This is a genomic window from Paenibacillus sp. J31P316 (assembly GCF_056269105.1).
The window spans coordinates 1,051,633-1,068,982 of the sequence record NZ_JBWDNI010000001.1; the positions used below are offsets into that span (position 1 = coordinate 1,051,633).

At 53.9% G+C, this 17,350-nt stretch carries 21 protein-coding genes; 7 read left to right on the forward strand and 14 right to left on the reverse strand.

Features of this window, described 5'->3' with window-relative positions; genetic code table 11:
- Window positions 1-8 precede the first annotated feature (8 nt).
- From AC0YNU_RS04620 to AC0YNU_RS04635, 4 genes are all read right to left on the reverse strand, one after another.
- Complete coding sequence (locus AC0YNU_RS04620) at window positions 9-374, reverse strand: GntR family transcriptional regulator (RefSeq protein WP_475753576.1); 366 nt, start codon at window positions 372-374, stop codon at window positions 9-11.
- Window positions 371-1,027, reverse strand: a complete 657-nt coding sequence (locus AC0YNU_RS04625) for an ABC-2 transporter permease (protein ID WP_475753578.1) — start codon at window positions 1,025-1,027, stop codon at window positions 371-373. The genes AC0YNU_RS04620 and AC0YNU_RS04625 overlap by 4 nt, the downstream gene beginning before the upstream one ends.
- Window positions 1,020-1,874: an ABC transporter ATP-binding protein gene (locus AC0YNU_RS04630; RefSeq protein ID WP_475753580.1), complete on the reverse strand. Its 855-nt coding sequence runs from the start codon at window positions 1,872-1,874 to the stop codon at window positions 1,020-1,022. Before AC0YNU_RS04630 ends, AC0YNU_RS04625 begins: the two co-directional genes overlap by 8 nt.
- Window positions 1,875-2,243: 369 nt before the next feature.
- Window positions 2,244-3,098 (reverse strand): class I SAM-dependent methyltransferase, encoded by an 855-nt coding sequence (locus AC0YNU_RS04635; protein WP_475753582.1) that lies wholly within the window; start codon window positions 3,096-3,098, stop codon window positions 2,244-2,246.
- A gap of 330 nt (window positions 3,099-3,428) precedes the next feature.
- On the opposite strand from AC0YNU_RS04635, the gene AC0YNU_RS04640 reads away from it, so the two are divergent.
- On the forward strand, window positions 3,429-3,617 hold the full coding sequence (locus AC0YNU_RS04640) for a hypothetical protein (protein WP_475753584.1): 189 nt from the start codon (window positions 3,429-3,431) through the stop codon (window positions 3,615-3,617).
- A gap of 53 nt (window positions 3,618-3,670) precedes the next feature.
- Here AC0YNU_RS04640 and AC0YNU_RS04645 read toward each other — a convergent pair whose 3' ends face one another.
- Window positions 3,671-3,937, reverse strand: a complete 267-nt coding sequence (locus tag AC0YNU_RS04645; protein WP_475753586.1) for a hypothetical protein — start codon at window positions 3,935-3,937, stop codon at window positions 3,671-3,673.
- Between the two features lie 126 nt (window positions 3,938-4,063).
- Here AC0YNU_RS04645 and AC0YNU_RS04650 point away from each other — a divergent pair, with 126 nt between their 5' ends.
- Window positions 4,064-5,404: a serine hydrolase domain-containing protein gene (locus AC0YNU_RS04650; protein WP_475753588.1), complete on the forward strand. Its 1,341-nt coding sequence runs from the start codon at window positions 4,064-4,066 to the stop codon at window positions 5,402-5,404.
- 37 nt (window positions 5,405-5,441) lie between these two features.
- On the opposite strand, the gene AC0YNU_RS04655 is transcribed toward AC0YNU_RS04650, so the two are convergent.
- The 7 genes from AC0YNU_RS04655 to AC0YNU_RS04685 all read right to left on the reverse strand — a co-directional run bounded on the left by AC0YNU_RS04655 (window position 5,442) and on the right by AC0YNU_RS04685 (window position 11,169).
- Window positions 5,442-6,146 (reverse strand): hypothetical protein, encoded by a 705-nt coding sequence (locus AC0YNU_RS04655; protein ID WP_475753590.1) that lies wholly within the window; start codon window positions 6,144-6,146, stop codon window positions 5,442-5,444.
- 311 nt (window positions 6,147-6,457) lie between these two features.
- Complete coding sequence (locus AC0YNU_RS04660) at window positions 6,458-6,643, reverse strand: hypothetical protein (protein WP_475753592.1); 186 nt, start codon at window positions 6,641-6,643, stop codon at window positions 6,458-6,460.
- Window positions 6,644-6,747: 104 nt separating this feature from the next.
- Complete coding sequence (locus AC0YNU_RS04665) at window positions 6,748-7,317, reverse strand: isochorismatase family protein (protein WP_475753594.1); 570 nt, start codon at window positions 7,315-7,317, stop codon at window positions 6,748-6,750.
- A gap of 28 nt (window positions 7,318-7,345) precedes the next feature.
- Window positions 7,346-8,452 carry an AbrB family transcriptional regulator gene (locus tag AC0YNU_RS04670; RefSeq protein WP_475753596.1) on the reverse strand — a complete coding sequence of 369 codons (1,107 nt, stop codon included), beginning with the start codon at window positions 8,450-8,452 and terminating at the stop codon, window positions 7,346-7,348.
- Between the two features lie 86 nt (window positions 8,453-8,538).
- Window positions 8,539-8,943 carry an RrF2 family transcriptional regulator gene (locus AC0YNU_RS04675; protein WP_475753598.1) on the reverse strand — a complete coding sequence of 135 codons (405 nt, stop codon included), beginning with the start codon at window positions 8,941-8,943 and terminating at the stop codon, window positions 8,539-8,541.
- Window positions 8,944-9,205: 262 nt separating this feature from the next.
- Complete coding sequence (locus tag AC0YNU_RS04680; protein ID WP_475753600.1) at window positions 9,206-10,246, reverse strand: formylglycine-generating enzyme family protein; 1,041 nt, start codon at window positions 10,244-10,246, stop codon at window positions 9,206-9,208.
- A gap of 629 nt (window positions 10,247-10,875) precedes the next feature.
- The gene (locus AC0YNU_RS04685; protein ID WP_475753975.1) at window positions 10,876-11,169 is read right to left on the reverse strand and encodes a winged helix-turn-helix transcriptional regulator; all 294 of its coding nucleotides are present in this window, start codon (window positions 11,167-11,169) and stop codon (window positions 10,876-10,878) included.
- Between the two features lie 374 nt (window positions 11,170-11,543).
- On the opposite strand from AC0YNU_RS04685, the gene AC0YNU_RS04690 reads away from it, so the two are divergent.
- On the forward strand, window positions 11,544-12,740 hold the full coding sequence (locus AC0YNU_RS04690) for an MFS transporter (RefSeq protein ID WP_475753602.1): 1,197 nt from the start codon (window positions 11,544-11,546) through the stop codon (window positions 12,738-12,740).
- A gap of 188 nt (window positions 12,741-12,928) precedes the next feature.
- Here AC0YNU_RS04690 and AC0YNU_RS04695 read toward each other — a convergent pair whose 3' ends face one another.
- The gene (locus AC0YNU_RS04695) at window positions 12,929-13,255 is read right to left on the reverse strand and encodes a carboxymuconolactone decarboxylase family protein (RefSeq protein WP_475753604.1); all 327 of its coding nucleotides are present in this window, start codon (window positions 13,253-13,255) and stop codon (window positions 12,929-12,931) included.
- A gap of 128 nt (window positions 13,256-13,383) precedes the next feature.
- On the opposite strand from AC0YNU_RS04695, the gene AC0YNU_RS04700 reads away from it, so the two are divergent.
- Complete coding sequence (locus AC0YNU_RS04700) at window positions 13,384-14,007, forward strand: YfiT family bacillithiol transferase (RefSeq protein WP_475753606.1); 624 nt, start codon at window positions 13,384-13,386, stop codon at window positions 14,005-14,007.
- Here the strand turns inward: AC0YNU_RS04700 and AC0YNU_RS04705 are convergent.
- Window positions 13,984-14,373: a tautomerase family protein gene (locus AC0YNU_RS04705; protein WP_475753608.1), complete on the reverse strand. Its 390-nt coding sequence runs from the start codon at window positions 14,371-14,373 to the stop codon at window positions 13,984-13,986. The genes AC0YNU_RS04700 and AC0YNU_RS04705 overlap by 24 nt on opposite strands.
- A 111-nt stretch (window positions 14,374-14,484) precedes the next feature.
- Between AC0YNU_RS04705 and AC0YNU_RS04710 the strand changes: the two genes are divergently transcribed.
- From AC0YNU_RS04710 to AC0YNU_RS04720, 3 genes are all read left to right on the forward strand, one after another.
- On the forward strand, window positions 14,485-15,468 hold the full coding sequence (locus AC0YNU_RS04710; protein WP_475753610.1) for a LysR family transcriptional regulator: 984 nt from the start codon (window positions 14,485-14,487) through the stop codon (window positions 15,466-15,468).
- 108 nt (window positions 15,469-15,576) lie between these two features.
- The gene (locus AC0YNU_RS04715; protein WP_475753977.1) at window positions 15,577-16,236 is read left to right on the forward strand and encodes a response regulator transcription factor; all 660 of its coding nucleotides are present in this window, start codon (window positions 15,577-15,579) and stop codon (window positions 16,234-16,236) included.
- Window positions 16,233-17,264: a sensor histidine kinase gene (locus AC0YNU_RS04720; protein WP_475753612.1), complete on the forward strand. Its 1,032-nt coding sequence runs from the start codon at window positions 16,233-16,235 to the stop codon at window positions 17,262-17,264. Before AC0YNU_RS04715 ends, AC0YNU_RS04720 begins: the two co-directional genes overlap by 4 nt.
- Window positions 17,265-17,350: the final 86 nt, after the last annotated feature.

The following is a 17,350-nucleotide window of genomic DNA, read 5'->3' on the forward strand; positions in this document are numbered from 1 at the left end:
TCATAGGCTCAATAGATCCGCTTCAACAGCTCGAACACTTCGTCGATCGTGAGGCCGAAGGATTTGTAGTACGACGCGTCGCTCTCCATTTGCTTCAAGACCATTTCGTTGCGCAGCTGCAGCATCTGCTCGGATGAGAATTCGGCCACGAAGCACCCTTTCCCCGTGACGGTATTGATCAATCCGCCGCGTTCGAGCTCTTCCCAAGCTTTCTTCACGGTGATGACGCTGACGCGAAGCTCTAGGGCTGCTTGTCGAATAGGCGGTAAACAGTAGCCGCTTTCCAGCTCGCCTTTCAGAATCTGGGCGCTGATTTGCTCGAAGAGCTGCTGATAAATCGGTTTTTCGGATGTACTTGAAATCGCTACGTTCATTGAATCTCCACTTTCATAAATCGTTTGACCGCCATGCGGTACGCAAGCAAGGTGAATGCAGCGAAGATTACGATTCCTGCGACCAGGAGCGAGATTTGAAGAGCCGTATTGTCTACGCCGCTGCCTTTGAAGGTGTCGAACACGAACGAATTCTGGATACCCACCCATTCTGCGACTCCGGCAAAAAGCATAGCGCCGGCAATCGCCGCGACCGCTGCTTTGCCGTGCAGATACGCAGTCTTATAATACATCGGCAGGAAGATCAGGTTGAAGATCGCAAGCATGACGAAACATAACCCCCAGAAACCCATGTACGGTCCGTAGAAATAATAGGTCAGGTTCGGATAGAGATGCAGGTTGATCGTCCCGAAGATGATGGCCAGCACGATATGCAGCAATTCCAGGATGACGATCACGGTCACCCTTGCTTTGACCATGTCCGTCTTGGTCACGGGCATCATCGCGGTAAACATCAGATCGTTCTGCGTCCGGAAGCCGTTAAACATATTCGGTATCGTGATCCAGCAAAAATACAGAAGGACAAGAAAATATAACCACCCTGGAATGAGCATCAAGGCGCCCGTCAACAGCGGCATGACAAACAGCATCGGACTTACGCCTAATTTAATATCCTTCATCAATAAATTAATCATGCGGACCCTCCTTCTTGGCGAAATAAATCATGATCTCCTCGAGACTCGGCGTGGCGGATTGAATATCGGAAGACGGATCGAAATCTCTGGCGTGAATCAATCCGGTAAAGCCGAAGGAATTGACTTTGTACGAAATCAACCGATCCTTCACTTGGCCGAGCTGACTTTCTTTTCCGTTCAATAAGCGATAGGAAGCTATAAATTCATCTTTCTCCGAGCTGTGGATGATCTGCCCGTTGTCGATAAACGTAATGAAATCGGCGCATTTCTCCAAGTCGGATGTAATATGCGTCGAGAACAGAATACTGATCTCGCCGTCTACGATGAGCTCTTGAAACACATCGAGCAGATCGTCTCTCGAGACCGGATCGAGTCCGCTTGTCGGTTCGTCGAGGATGAGAAGCTTCGCGCCATGGGATAAGGCAAGGGCCAAGCTGTACTTCACTTTCATGCCCGTCGACAATTCGGAGATTTTTTTGTTTTCATCCAGTTTGAATCTTCTCAGATAATTGGCATACGTCGCATCATCCCAATTGGCGTAGAACTTCTTAATCACTTCGGTCAACGTTTTGATCTTGCTTCGCGTATAGAAATCGACGCCCCCGAAGGCGTAGCCGATCTCTTGTTTCAATTCGAGCTCGTGTTCGGCCATGTTCTTGCCCAGAATACGGACCTCGCCGCTATCGATATGATTCATGTTCAGGATCGACTTGATCGTGGTCGTTTTTCCTGCGCCGTTGGCTCCGATGAACCCCATGATATAGCCCTTTTCCAGCTGAAACGATACATTCTTTAACTGAAAGCTTGGATAGCTTTTATTTACGCCTCGGACGTCTAATGCCAGCATGCCGTACCTCCTCCTTATATTGTGCATGTTGTGTATGCACAATATATCACCCGTTGGTTTAGGAAGTCAACATTGAACTTTGTTAGCCTTAAACGGAACAAGACTGCCGGCGACGGCAGTCTTTTGGGTATTAGGCTTATGGTTATCTGTTGCGCGCGATGATCGGCTGATATCCATACATGTTACGGACTAAGCCTCGGTTTGCAGCCCCAGGCCTTCATCAAGTCCCAGCATGATGTTCATGCATGGAATGGCTGCGCCGGAGGAACCTTTTCCGAGGTTATCCAGCCTGCAATGCAATAAAAGGAACGTCAGAGACGCAAAACTGCCCTTCGCTTCAAATCAGCAAAGGGCAGTTGCTACGCATGTTTATACGGTTCCGAAGGTGATTTTCATACTTGCCGCATAAGTTGCCGCCATGGAGGGGGTAAATCGCTCCGACAACGTTTTTTCACACTCAAATTGTCGATTGGCCTCTTCTTCCGACATGCCGCGTGCCAACAGCTTCTCTGTAAAGGAGCTGCGTTCCCCAGGGTTGCTGAATCGCATGGCTTCGTACAGCTGAGGCTCTCCAGACGCGGTCGGATCGTATATATTCACTTTATCGCTCAAACGGCATTGCACGTCGCTTAATCCTAAACGGTTAAAATATAAGGGGAGTTTTATTCCGATATTGCCGTCTTTGCCGGTACGGCTCGCATCGCGCTCAAACAATTCCTGCAGCTGTCCCAGCGGAATGACGGCGGACTGGTCAACGCCATCGAAGTGAAAGCTTGCGTTCGTACCGATCCAATGCGGCTCGAATGCGATTATTTTCCCGCCTTTCTTGACGCAATCCATCATCTTTCTCAATACGGCGATGGGATCTTGCATATGAAGCAGCACGGCATGGCAGACAGCAAGATCAAACTCTCCCGTAAAGCTGAACGCATGAAAATCTCCCGTGAGAAACTGCGTACGATAAGGCAACTCGCCAAATATCTCTCGGGCGTGCTCGATAAGTTTGGTACCCGCATCGATCCCGACATATTCCGAACCATCCGGCAGAACAGGCAGCAGTCGAAGGCCCAAGTGACCATACCCGCAGCCAAAATCCACGACACGAACGGGGCGATTTATTTTCCATACTCGCTCGACCAGAAATTCAATGTAATCGTCGTTGTAAAACAAGGAAGTAGACCTCTTTAAATACGCGATTTGCTCGTCCCAATAATAGGGTTCCATTTGATGATCTCCCTCACCCGATTAGCGCCGCGGTCGCTGAACTAAACATACCTCTACGGGCAAAAAAGGAATAGACTTACGTTGGAAAATTTTGTAGACTATTATGTATCTATGGCTTTTTCAAGCCAGCCAGATCAGTGGAAAATTTCATATGTAACGGATAACCCGGCACATGATATGTGTCGGGTTTATTGTTTTTAATAGCGGAATCCACCCTGTTAGCGGGAACCACGCCAACTAGTATATCCCCCATTTGCATACAAGCCCGAACCCTATCGATTCCGTTCTCATAGGATGAGCGTATACGAAACAAGAAAGGGGGATGATTCCATGCTTGCACTTTTGAACCGCCTTCGCGGAACGTTCGTCGTCCTGAAAACGGCTTCGGGAGAAGAAATCGGAGGACGCATCGTTAAGCTGCACAACGGCATCGTCATCTTGCGAACATTACTGGGAACGAAAATATATGTCCCTTTGAAAAAGATCATTGCTGTCATCACTCGCCAAGGCGGGAAATAAACAAAAAAAACGTCCGCTGCGGACGTTTTTTGTTTTGACTTTGAGTCGAATCCCTATTGATTTTCTGTTATATTAGCAGTCGGATTGGGATCTCTGAAAGAGCCGAACATACCAATGAATAGCCCAACCACCCCGATCGTAAACCCATATCCATCATATCCAGCCACTACGGCAAGGACCCCGATCAGCGTGATTTGGATCCCGAGAAGCTGTACCTGGAGCGCGCTTGGACTTATAAAGTCCACTAACAATCCTGCAAAGAATAACAGCGTAACGATGATAATAAATACGGTTAAAATCGTTAATCCCAAGCTCGCCATAACTCGCCCCCTAATTCTTCCGATCATAGTTCTTTTAACTCGACTGCAGACGCACCCAAATAGCTTTTGACTTCATACGATACGAATTATACACTCGAATGGAAAACATTGGGCAGAAGGAGTGGCATGATGCACGATATAACAGCACTTACGGGTCATGTGGATCGCCTGCTAGAGACGCATATCCAGCATGAACCGATGCCTGGACTGGCTATCGGCCTTATTAAAGATAGTCAAGTCATCTATGCCAAAGGCTTCGGCGTCAAGCAGATCACGACCGGCGAACCGGTCGACTCTCGTACGTTATTCCACCAAGCTTCCATATCCAAAACGCTCGTAGCGACTGCTATTATGCAACTGGTCGAACAGAACCGGATTGCGTTAGACGCCCCGATCTCGACCTACTTATCCTATTTTCAAATGAAAGATGAACGCGCTGCGCATATCACCGTAAGGCAGCTGCTAAACCATACCTCAGGAATGCCGGATGAAGATGACTACGAATGGGACCGCCCTCAACATGATGACCAGAGCTTAGAAAGGTATGTGAGAAGCATCAATGATCGGAGCCTTCTGAGCGAGCCAGGCCATACATACGCATATAGCAATATTGGCTATGAAATCTTGGGAGATCTCATCGCGAAAATATCCGGTTTAAGCTTCGAGCAGTACATGAAGGAACGGGTCCTTGAGCCGGCAATGATGAGCGACAGCACGTATTTCAAGCATGAAGCGGACGCGCTGCTTGCCGCTCCTCATATCCTTGGAAATAACGAAAACGAAAGATATGGCGTTCAAGTAAGCGGCGTCTTCCCTTATAACCGCGCTCACGGTCCAAGCTCCACGTTATATGCATCCGCCCTGGATATGTGCCGCTATGCGAGCAGTCACTTAAGGAGAGGACAAGCCGCGAATGGCTCCTCCCTTCTAATTGAAGAGAGCTACGCCGAAATGTGGCGCTCGCAAGCCTCCACCGGCCAAGGCGCAGAATCGGCGGCTATCGGGCTTGCTTGGTTCTTAGGCGAGTACCGAGGACATCGAATGGTTTCTCATTCCGGCATGGACACGGGATTTCAGAGCTACCTCGTTATGCTGCCCGACCAAGGAATTGCCGTGGCGGTTATGGCCAATGCGGATTTTACATGGCTGAGCTTCAGCTCAGCGCTGCTTGATGTATTGCTAGGCTTGGACGTCCCCTTTATTAAACAGTCCATGGCGCATTATTTGGCGAATTATCTCGCTGCGAATGACGTTGACGCAACGTTCGAAGAATATTCAAGGCTGAACGATGATGATCGCTATTATTCGTGGGAAGGTGAATATGAGTTTATCGCAAGCTTATTAAGAGAAAACGGTTGTACTGCTGAGGCGGCCAAATTCCTCCAGCTATCAAGGCGTCTGTTTCCGGACTCTCACCGTATCGGCGAGTTGCTTGGAGAACTTCACGGAAATGAACAGAAGGCGTAATCGTGGCCGTAATGTCCGAGTCGTTCATTACGCAGACTTACCGATAAAGCCATTGACGTATCCCCTCGTCAACGATTCTCGCTCCCGCCGGGGCGAAGTAAACATGCGCGCCGTCATCGTAGATCGTGTACGCGTAGGCAATCGGTCCTTCCGGATAGAAGACCATCTTATAGGTGAGCGGATCACCCTGTTGGCTTGGAGGGTAGTCCTGCACATCCTGTCCTTCTTCCAACAGCTGTATAAACGAAGCCAGATCTTCATCTCGAAGCGTCACGAAAGGCGCGGTCTCCTGTTCTCTGAACAGCGCCACATGCTCGACCTTGTTCAGGGGAACATCCTCATACCAGTCACGGAGCATATCGGCGCCTTCTTCGTTTCGGAACAGACGGTATCCCCCGATTCTCGTATCGTCCTTCGCCGCGATCAGCATATCGGGCTCGTATCCTCGAACACGATAGAGCTTGGATCCTTCTCGGAGAAACGACGCATCGCTGTTCTTCGTGTGATAGCCCGGGTTCGAGACAACGGACACGTTGAAAGTCACCTTGCCGACCACCTGATCGGTGATGTCGTTCGGATCCTGTATCACGCTCTGATTCAAACCCGTGTACGTGCGTCCGTCAAGCTTTACAAAATCAACCCAGTCGATGATCGCGTTTCCCCGAATATCGTTCGATTTCGCTTGGGAGCATCCGCATAACAGCAGGCATACGGCGACAAGTAGCATCCCTCGGATTTTCATGACCGCTTACTCCTCCTTATCTCCATCATTCTTGCGTGCTTCGCATGGATACTCTCTCCACGGCTTCACTCTTATCTCCAACCTCAGGTGTCGGACGAGGTGTGGAACATCCCATACAAAACAGGATAATAAAGGAATCTATCCCATTCGACGCATGGAAGCGGAACAAGGTTGCGGTCCAAGCCTGAAAACCCGCGCTGCCATCTTGCACACTCTGAATCTACCTCACATTTAATAGAGTATCCCCTAGTAAACGAGGTGATTCGAATGACTAACGCCAAGGCTGTACTACAACCTGATTTAGTATTGATTTATTGGTCAAAAAATCCCCTGGTTTCCGGATCCGCACGCAGGATCGTCGCTTCGCGCGTCATCGGCAGTTCCCGTCCCTGCACGGCCAGCATAGCAGCGGGTTCGCTGTTATCCACTGCCTTAGCCTGTTTATTGGACAACGACATTGGCTTCAAAATCGTATACCGCAAGAAAATATCCGACATCAGCGGCTACTTGCTCCTCCAACGGAGAAGCTGAAGGACGCGGCCATATGAAAAGAGCAGCTTCCCATTGGGATAGCTGCTCTCTTTACTTATCGTCGGTTGTCTTATTCGCCGCTGACGCTGTCTACGAATGCTGCCGTCGTTCTCAGCTTCCCGATGCGCGGGAAAATGTATTTGCACGTCGTGTCATGCTCTTCTTGACTGAGCGCCGTCATCGCGTCCGTAATGAAAATTTGATTGTAGCCCAACTGGTACGCTTCCCTCGCCGTCGTCTCCACGCCGATATTCGTCGAAATGCCGCAGAGCACGATCGTATCGATGCCCCGGCGGCGGAGCTGCAAGTCGAGATCCGTGCCGAAGAACGCACCCCACTGCCGCTTGACGACCACATGATCATGCGGTCCGACGCCGAGCTCCGGCACGAACTCCGACCAGCCTTCGGGATAACCGCCCGACTGAGCAGCCTGATCCGTCACCGGTCTCAGCGCATCCTTGCCATCCAGAAAATCGACCTTCACGAACGAGATGAATCCTCCGCGCGCGCGGAACTGCTCCACGAGACGCACCCCGTTCGCGATGATCTCGGCCGCGGTCGGAGCCCTGCCGATAATGCCTTTCTGCAGATCAATCAGAACCAATGCGGTTTTGCTAAAATCGATGTTCAATGCTTCCATGATTGCTACCTCCAATACATGTATTTGATCAGGCGGCTCCCCGCCTCTTCGCGCCGCTCGGCTGAATGCGAAGCACCATCCGCAGGAGCGGCGGCACGAAGAAGAGGATGAACAGCGCCCGGAACAGCTGATAGCCGGCCACGATGGACAGATTGGCATGAATCTCGTGCGCGATAATGCTCATTTGGTCCATTCCGCCAGGCGCGAGACTGAGGAGCCCCGTCGCTTCGGATACGGGCTGCAGGACGGACAACAGCAGCGCCAAGCCAAATGCTCCCGCGATCAGCAGCAGGCTGCTGCCGAACGCGAGCGATAACGTTTTGACTTTGTTCGGCATGTTTCTAGGACGAAGCATTAAGCCGACGTACGTGCCGATCATCAGCTGCGCAAGCTGCGTCAGGGTGCCCGGCAGTGCCGGACCGTGAAGTCCGGACAGCTGCAGCAAGCAGGTCCCGATGGTCGGACCGAGCAAATACGCCGTCGGCAGCTTCACGCGAGTACCGACGATGGCGCAGACGACGCTCGCGGCGCCGAAGATCAGTATGTTCGGGAACAGCCCGCTCCAGCTTGCGGCGGAGGCTGCGGCACCGGCTGCAGAAGCTGACGCGTCCTTCACTTGCCCGAGGATCGGGCTAAACACGATAAGCGGCATACAGACGACAATCATGATCAGGCGCGTGACTTGCGTGAAGGTGACGGAAGTAATATCAATGCCGTCCGTCTCTTCCGCGAGCAGGATGATTTGCGACAATCCGCCCGGTATACTGCCCATAAGCGCGGTTTTGTATCCCGTCCCCGAGAATCGCGAGACAACGTACGCAATTCCGGCACAGTAGGCAAGCAGCAATACGGCCATCAGCAGCATATAAGGCAGCTGAAGCGCCATTGCTTTCAGCGCCGCAGCGGTCATGGACAGTCCGATCGTGTAGCCGATGATGATCATCGCCGTGTTGCGAAATTGCATGGGCCAAGCGAACCGGTCCTCGACCACGTTGTTAGCGACCAGCATCGCGAACATCGGTCCAAGCATCCACGGAATGGGCAAACGGATCAGCGTGAACAGCAGCCCCCCGGCAACGGACAAAGCGAGCGTGACAGCGACGGCGCCGACCCGAATCGGCTTACGGGTGCTCATTGAAATCTCACCTCTTTCTTTTCAGGTTGTCTATTTGATAGCCGTGTTAAAAATGAGCAAAAATTTGCACATTTTAGCTAAAATTTTTAGCGTCGGATCAGATCGGCCACCGTGTAGTTTCCGAGAACCATCGTGACCTGCGCGTTAATATCGGACATGATTCGCTGGAACGATTCATTGACCTGCTGGCCGAAGCCGTGACTGCCCGTCGTGTCCAGCATTCGGTCCCACTGCGGCTGTTCCTCATGCAGTGACGTATATACCTCGAATAGCGTTATCGCCTCCGCCGACCGAGTCAGCTCATAACCGCCCGAACGACCCTGCCTGACCTCGATAAGGCCGGCATCGCTTAGCTGCGCCAATATTTTGCGAAGCGCCGTAGGCTCGCATTGAATTTGCTCCGCGATTTCCGCGCTCGAGCGAAGCTCTTCATTCGTCGCCAGCACGATAAGCGCCTGTAGGCCTAATCCGAATCGTTTCAATTGAGCCATCGATGTTCGCTAACGCCCCTGTCTATCTTAATGTGCTGATATTAGCACACATTAGCGGAGAACTCAACTTACGCGGTTTCTGCAACACGTTACATTCCTCGAAGCGACGACTCTGCATCCCGGCGAGAGCCGAGACGGAGCGGATAAGACCCAATCCAGCTATTACGAAAAAAGCCGGCCCTCTCCGTTTGGAGAAGACCAGCTTTGTCGTGAATAAGCGTATGATGCCATTGCATGGCAGGGCAGCTATCGCCCATATCGGCTAGGCGTCCGCCGCGCAGCGGAATCCGATATTCCCCGTCGAGCTGTCCGGCGTGTTCGAACTGCGCGCGGCAACCCGGTACCGGTTGCAGTACGATTGGTGGCATAAGTACGAGCCGCCTCGCATCGCTTTGGCCGTTCCCGACGCAGGTCCGCGAGGGTTCGAGCTGCCGGGCTTGGCATGACGGGTAGCGAACCAGTCGCCGCACCATTCCCACACGTTGCCGCACATGTTGTACAAGCCGAAGCCGTTCGGCCGGAACGATTGAACGGGCGCTGTCCCGGCATAGCCGTCGGAGGCGTTATTCTTGTCCGGAAACTTCCCCTGCCAGATGTTGCAGCGATGCTCGCCGTCCGGCTTCAGCAGATCGCCCCACGGATACCGTTTCTGGCTCAAGCCGCCCCGTGCCGCATATTCCCATTCCGCTTCGGTCGGCAGCCGTTTACCCGCCCACTCCGCATAGTCCGCGGCATCGTTCCACGATACGTGCACGACGGGATGGTCCTGCCGATCTTCTACATGAGAGCCCGCTCCCTCCGGCGTATGCCAGCAGGAACCGTCGATGGCGAGCCACCAAGGTATGCCGGGAACGGGTTTTGCCGCTGCCTTCAACTCTTCCGGCACGAACAAGTGAAACACGAACGACCAGCCGAACCGCTCCGCTTCCGTCACGTAGCCGGTCGCCTTGACGAATTCGGCGAACTCCGCGTTCGTGACCGCGCAGGCATCCATATAGAACGGAGACAGGTTCACCTGCCTAACCGGCCCTTCCCCGTCATTCGGAAAGCCTTCTTCATCGTTCGTCCCCATGAGAAAATCCCCGCCTTGCAGCAAAACCATCCCCTGTCGGCCGGAAAGTCCCTCAGACGGATACGCTTCGAGCGCTTCAGCTTCCGCTGGCTTTCCTTTGGATCGTTCTACTTCGGACGGCGCGCTAGCATTTATCGAAGCTGTCCCGACTGCCTCAATCGCAATCGTTGCTTTCTCCTGCATTGGTCTTGTCGCTGCGCAGCAGCAGGAAGGCATATCTCCTTTAGTCATCTTCAGGTCGCTCCCATCCACCACTCCGAATCGTCGAAAGACAAGAGACATGCCGCAAGAACCGGCGTTCTTACAGCATGTCTCCGGCGCTCCGATCCAAGAGCGGCTTGGTTTCATCTATAATCCCAACGGGCTTGCTTGGATATCGCTATGAGTTGAATGATACCTGCTCCATTTGATTTTTGTCAATGCATGGAGACCGCAGGAGAAATCACAAAAGAGACTGCGAGTGACCACGGATGTGACTGTAGTAGTGACTATAGTAGTGGCCGCGAAAGTGACTGCGGATGCGACTGCGGATGTGACCACTGTTGTGACCACGGAAGTGACTGCGGAAGTGACCGCAGAAGAGCCTACGCACAATGAACGGCTCCCGCCTCCCACAAACATTTTTAACTACTGCTAGAACGGACGCTGTTCCGGTGCCCGCGCTATCACCCGAATAACTGCATATCTGCACTTATTTTTTAATTCAGAACAGGTCTGAAAGGAAATAAATACGATTATGCAGTTCATCCGCCGGTTTACTGCTGAAAATGCTCGAAGTCGGCCAAATAGATGCAGATTTGCAGCTATTCTCGTTCTCAACGCCAAACAACTGAAAATAGATGCAGATTTGCAGTTATTTCTTAGCTTTCGTTACTCGCTCCCTCTCCCCATTCGACCGCCCATTTCTCCATTTCCTTCAAGGCGCTCTGGAATCCGTAGCCCTTCTCGGTCAACGCGTACTCCACCGTAACGGGCACCGTCGGAAATACCTCCCTGCGCACGATCCCGCTGCGTTCCAGATGTCGCAGCACGTCCGTGAGCGACTGCGTCTTGACGACCTTCAAATCACGGTTCAGCTGATTGAAGCGCTTGGGTCCCGCGCTCAACTCGGCGATGACCAGAAACGCCCACTTCGCGCCGAGAATTTCCAGCACGGAGCAAATATTCGTGGACCTGGAAGGTTGCTGCTCACTGACCTGCTCACTGACCTGCTCACTGACCTGCTCGCTGCGATCGCTCCTTGGTTCACGTTTTGGCTTTCCGATTGGACCTCGAATTGAAGCTTCGGCTTGCTCTCCGGTCGACTCGCTCGTTTGCTCGACTGGCTCTCCGATTGGATGGTCGGTCAACTTCGAATATGGACGCGTTTGCGGATTCATCCTCTTCTCTCCACCTTTACTTACTTTTTGTTAGTTAGTCCATTTAGTTGGATTATATCCATTCCATTTGCCTTCTTACTTAATGTTAGTGACTTTATTATACTACATCCAAGAGCTCGCTTACCATATCCAGGAAGGGATAGAACCTCATGAAAACAAACGCCTATCGATTGACCGTGTATGCACTGGCGTTCGGCGCATTCTTCACTGCAACGTCCGAACTTGTCGTCTCCGGGATTTTAAATGTAATCGCCAGCGACCTGCACATTGCGCTAGCCGCGGCCGGCTTGCTCATCACCGCTTACTCCACCGCATTCGCCATCGGCACGCCCATCGTCATCTCGCTCACTTCAAGGCTCGAACGCCGCAAGGTGATGATTGCCGCGCTCGGCTTCTTCATCCTCGGCAGCTTCGCTTCCAGCGCGAGCTCGACGTTCGAGATGCTGCTGTTCTCCCGCATCCTGCTTGGCATCAGCTCGGGCGTTTATCTCGTTGTCGCGTTCGGCGTCGCAGCTAGAATCGTGCCGCAGGAGAAGCTGGGAAGCGCCATCGGCACGATCGTGCTCGGATTCAGCAGCGCGATGATCCTCGGCGTCCCGCTCGGCATCGCCATTGCGAATCGGCTGAGCTGGCAGGCGATCTTCCTCCTCCTCGGCCTCGTCAGCCTTGCATTCATCTTCCTGCTTTACCGGCTGCTGCCCAAGATCGAAGGCGATGCGCCAACGTCATTCCGCAGCCAATTCAAAGCGATCGGCAGCACGGTTATCGTCAGCGCCCTCGTGCTCACGTTTCTTCGCGAATCCGGCAACTCCGTCCTGTTCACGTTCATGACGCCGTTTCTTCAACAAATGCTTCATTACAGCGTATCCGGAGTCAGCGTCATGATGCTTACGTTCGGCGTCATCGGAGCGGCCGCCTCCCGAATCGGCGGCTATAGCGTCGACCGCTGGGGCGCGGCGCGCGTAATCGCGGCCGGCGTCATGCTCCATATCGCCGCTCTCGTCCTGCTTCCGTTATTCCCGTCCTCCGTTGTCGCAGGCACGATCATGCTCGGATTCGTCGTGTTTTCCATGTTTGCCGTCGGGCCGGCGATGCAAAGCTATTTTATTCAACAAGCGCCTCAATCGGCCAATCTCATCCTCAGCGTGAACACGTCCATTATCCATCTCGGCCTCGCAGCCGGTGCCGGCGCGGGCGGCGTACTGCTGACAAACGCTTCGACGCTGCGTTATCATCCATGGCTCGCCGGAGGCGCGCTGCTGATCGGCTTGGCTGTCGGCTTGATCGGTTTTGCCAAAGGCAGAGCCGGGCGGCCGGCGAAGGCCGTTATCGACCAAACCGACTAATTCATGCAGGACCACTGCCGGACCAACAAGAAGGCCGAATGCGAAAAAACGGGTTGGCGCTGCTGCGCCAACCCGCCTTTTTTGTTGGTGAAGTAAGTAGTTCTACGGTTCTCATGCAGCTTGGCTGTCGTTACAGTCCTGCACGCTCAAGGTCGCTGAACGCGCGGAATTTCCCAATTTCGGCTATGTCAATTGTCCTTGTTGAAGACGGTTTTGACGGTACCAAGCGCTGCCGCAGCCCGCGGCCAGCCGACGTAAAATGCTAAATGCGTGACGGCCTCCACCAGCTCTTCCTCGGTCAAGCCGTTCTCGATGGCCAATCGCAAATGGTACGACAATTGATCGGTCAATCCTGCCGACACGAGTGCCGACACGGTAATCAGGCTCCGATCCCGCAGGGACAGCGCCTCCCGGCGCCATACGTCTCCGAACAGCACCTCTTCCGTATAGCGGACGAAGGCTGGAGCGGTATCTGCGAATGATGCCCGTGCCGTTGATGGGATACGTCTATGCATAGGATTTCCTCCTTGTTGTGGATTGAAGGTTGAAGCAAAAGGGCAGGAATTCGCATACCCAGTGAAGAAGCTAGACGAAAGCCTATGAAGTCAGCCGATGAAACATGAAACCATGAAGGAGCGCGATTATGGAAGGCGAACAGCCAAACGACAGTCACTTTCACTCCAGCAGCGAATCCGAAATCCGGCGTGTGAATGACGTAAATGAAGAAGATCTCGAGCGGATGCGCTTCCCCAACGGCCGTCTGGTACCCGCCTCGCATCCGGGTCCGGCGGATAGGCAGCGTTGGATGCAAGACTTAGCCGGCATTGCCGGAACGCTGCGCTCGGAGCTCGAACAGCTGACAACGGAGCAGCGGTTGCTGCCTTACCGCCCCGGAGGCTGGAACGCGCTGCAGGTCGTCCACCATTTGGCCGACAGTGACTTCAATGCTTATATCCGGTTCAAACGAGCGCTGACGGAAGAAGCACCGCTTGCGGGCACCTTCCGGGAGGATCTCTTCGCGGAACTCGCAGACTATCGGGAAACGCCGGTAGAATGGACGATTTCACTGCTGGACGCGCTGCATAAGCGGTTCCTTATTCTGCTGCGGCACCTGACGCCGGAGCAGTTTCAACGGACGTTTACGAGTCCTTCGCACGGCCGGATGACGCTCGATCAAGCGGTAGAGCGGTTCGCCTGGCATGGCCGGCACCATATCGCGCAGATCCATGGATTGCGAGGGCGATTAACGATCGATCATTTGCGCTAGACCGCAGCCGAACGACCAATTCTCCAGCCCCGACTCGACAAGCACGACGAATACATCCTCTACTCGCACGGCGCATTCCGCATGCAGGAGCGAAGCCAGCTTATTATAGAAGCCGCGCTTCTTCTCCGTGCTTCTGCCCGGAGCCAGCGTAATTTGAATCATGAGCAATCCGTCCCCGCGCGCGACATGCAAGTAATTGCGGCTGTATTGGAATTCCCCCCGTTTATGTCCTTGGTAGATTTGAAAATAATCCTCGTCCGGCACATCGAACTCCTCCTGCAGCGCACGCATAATAACGCGCCCGACGGCTGCCAGCTGTTCCTCGCCATATTGTTCCTCTTGGTAACTGACGCGAATGAATGGCATGTTCATCACTCCTCTTGTAGGGATGACCTCATTTTACGCCGGCGATCTTCATCTGTATAATTGAAAATAATCAACCACTTGATCGAAAACACCGATGGAGATGAGCGCCTTATGGACTTAAAAGAATTGGTGACCTTCCGAACGATCGTGCAGGAAGGAACGTTTTCCCGGGCTGCCGCGAAACTGAACTATGCGCAGTCTACGGTGACGAGCCAGGTTAAGCGGCTGGAGCAGGAATTGGGGCTGCAGCTGTTCAAGCGAGGATGGGACGCGGAGCTGACGGAGGCCGGACGGCGCTACGCCGACGAGGTCGACAGTCTTATCGCACATTGGCAATATGCCATCGAGCAGGCGAAGGCGCTGCATCAGGAGGAGATCGGCGAGCTTCGTATTGGACTGATCGAGTCGCTCGCCGATGACGTGATGCCCACAGCCATGAAGACATTTAGCGAATGGAAGCCGAAGATGAACGTTCATTTCACGATCGGCAATACGGATACGCTGGCACGCGAGATCCGGGGTCAAACCATCCAAGCCGCCATATGCGGAGAGCCTTCCACGGCCGAAGGTCTGCGCTTCCAGCCGCTCTACAACGAACGCGCCACATTTATCGCGAAGGCCGACCATCCGCTCGCGGCTGCGGTTGGCGAAGATCGCGATGATCGCGGTCGTGAAAATGGTCTTGATGATGATGGTTTTGGTCATGGTCGTCGGGCAAATGCCGGTGCAGTCCAGCAATCGGACGACGGAACGCTACCCGTTTCAGCGCTTTTTGGCTACCCCGTTATTCTCGGCGGCAAAACCTGTCTGTACCATTTACACGTTCAACGGGCATTGAACCGTTACGGTACGCTGCCGCAGGTGCATACGGTCAGCCGCATCTCTTCGATTCCCGCAATGGTCCGATCGATGGCCGCCGTCGGCGTCGTCCTGGAATCGACACCGCTGCCCGCGAACGTCGTCCGGCTGCCGGTCCAGCTGGAATCGGTCGATATTCCGGTCGGCATTCTTCACCCGCAGACCGCGGATTACATGCCCGCGTCCCTTGACCTGCTGCTGCAATGCCTGCGGGATGAGATTGCCGCGCGACGGTAGCGAGGCGCCCCCCTCATCCGTCCCCCGCGACTCCCCCTCTCCCGCCATGGTATACTGGAACGGACATCCAGGCATCCGCCGAAGGAGGCGTTATTCTTGTTCCAAATCATGCTCGTGGAGGACGACGCGGACATTCGCGGCATCGTGGCGGATACGCTCCGCAAATGGCAGTACGACGTCATCGAGCTGGCCGAGTTCAGCCAAGTGAAGCAGCAGTTCGAACATCATCGGCCGCATCTGGTCGTGCTCGATATCAATTTGCCCGTCTTCGACGGCTTTTACTGGTGCCGGCAGATCCGCGCCGTCTCGAACGTGCCGATCATTTTCCTCTCCTCCCGCAATCAAAACATGGACATCGTCATGGCCATCAACATGGGCGGCGACGATTTCGTGCAGAAGCCGTTCGATCTGGAAATTCTCGTCGCCAAGGTAAGCGCGCTTCTAAGGCGCAATTACACGTACCAGGAGGACAGCCTGCAGCTCCGGCACCGCGGTTTGCTGTTGAATCTCGCCAGCTCCTCCGTCGACTTCGAAGGCCGTACCGTCGAGCTGTCCCGCAACGAATTCATCATCATGGGCGTCATGCTGCGGAAGATCGGCGCCATCGTATCGCGCGACGAGCTCATGCAGGCCTTATGGCATGACGAGCAATTCATAGACGACAATACGCTAACGGTGAACGTCAACCGCCTGCGCCGCAAAATCACCGATCTCGGGTTGGACTCCTTCATCGCGACGCGCAAAGGAATGGGGTATATCGTGGAATGAAGCTGAAGCTGCTGCGCTTCCTGTACTACGAACGATCCTACGTCCTGCTCTGCGCGGCGACCTTCGGGCTGGTCATGCTGATCTGGTATGCGGAGCCCGGCAATCATCTGCATACCGAAAGCCTTGTCTATCTGATCGTGCTGCAGCTGCTCCTCATGGCCATATTCTTCGGTTACCGGTACTATCGCAACGAGTATGCCATCCGCACGATGAACGAGGAGGACGCCTCCCCTCTATCCTTGGAAGCGGAAGCCTACCAGCGCGTCGTTCAAGAGATGGAGCGCACGCATATCCGGGCATTGAACGAGGTTCATGCGCGGCAGAAGGAATACTACGACTTTATCGTGACCTGGTTCCATGAAGTGAAAACTCCGATTTCCGTCATCCGCCTTATGCAGCAGACCGTGGTGGAGCCGCGAAGCCTGGAGGAGCAGGTCGCCCGTATCGAGCAGTACGTCGACCAGGCGCTCTATTACGCGAAGCTGGACAATTTCAACCAGGATTACGACCTCGTCAATTGCGATCTGGAGCCGCTGCTCAAGGATGTGATCAAGTCGTGGTCCAAGACGTTCATCGCGCGAAAAATCCGCCTCACGCTCGAGGTCGGTCCCACCATCGTGCAAAGCGATTCCAAATGGCTGCACTATATCATCGGTCAGCTGCTCTCGAACAGCCTCAAATACACGCCAGCGAACGGCGAAATCCGCATCTCGGCTCGGACGAACGGCCAAGAGAAGCTGCTTGTCGTGCGGGACAACGGCATCGGCATCGAGCCTCGCGACCTGCCGCGCATCTTCAACCGGGGCTTTACCGGGACGAACGGCCGGGTCCATATGAAATCGACCGGCATGGGCTTGTACTTGGCGCAGGAGCTGTCCAAGAAGCTCGGCCACTATCTGACCTGCGTCTCGGAAGCCGGCCGATTTACGGAGATGACCGTCCATTTTCCGAGAAACCATGATCCTTATCGCGAGACGCTTCGGCAGTCCGATGCAGCAAGCAGTGAAACGAACAGCCCCGGCGACTGAATGCAGTCGCCGGGGCTGTAATCGTGTATAAACTACGGTTTCTCTGTTTTGTATCCGGTCAAACTCGCAGCATTCCGCGAGAACGT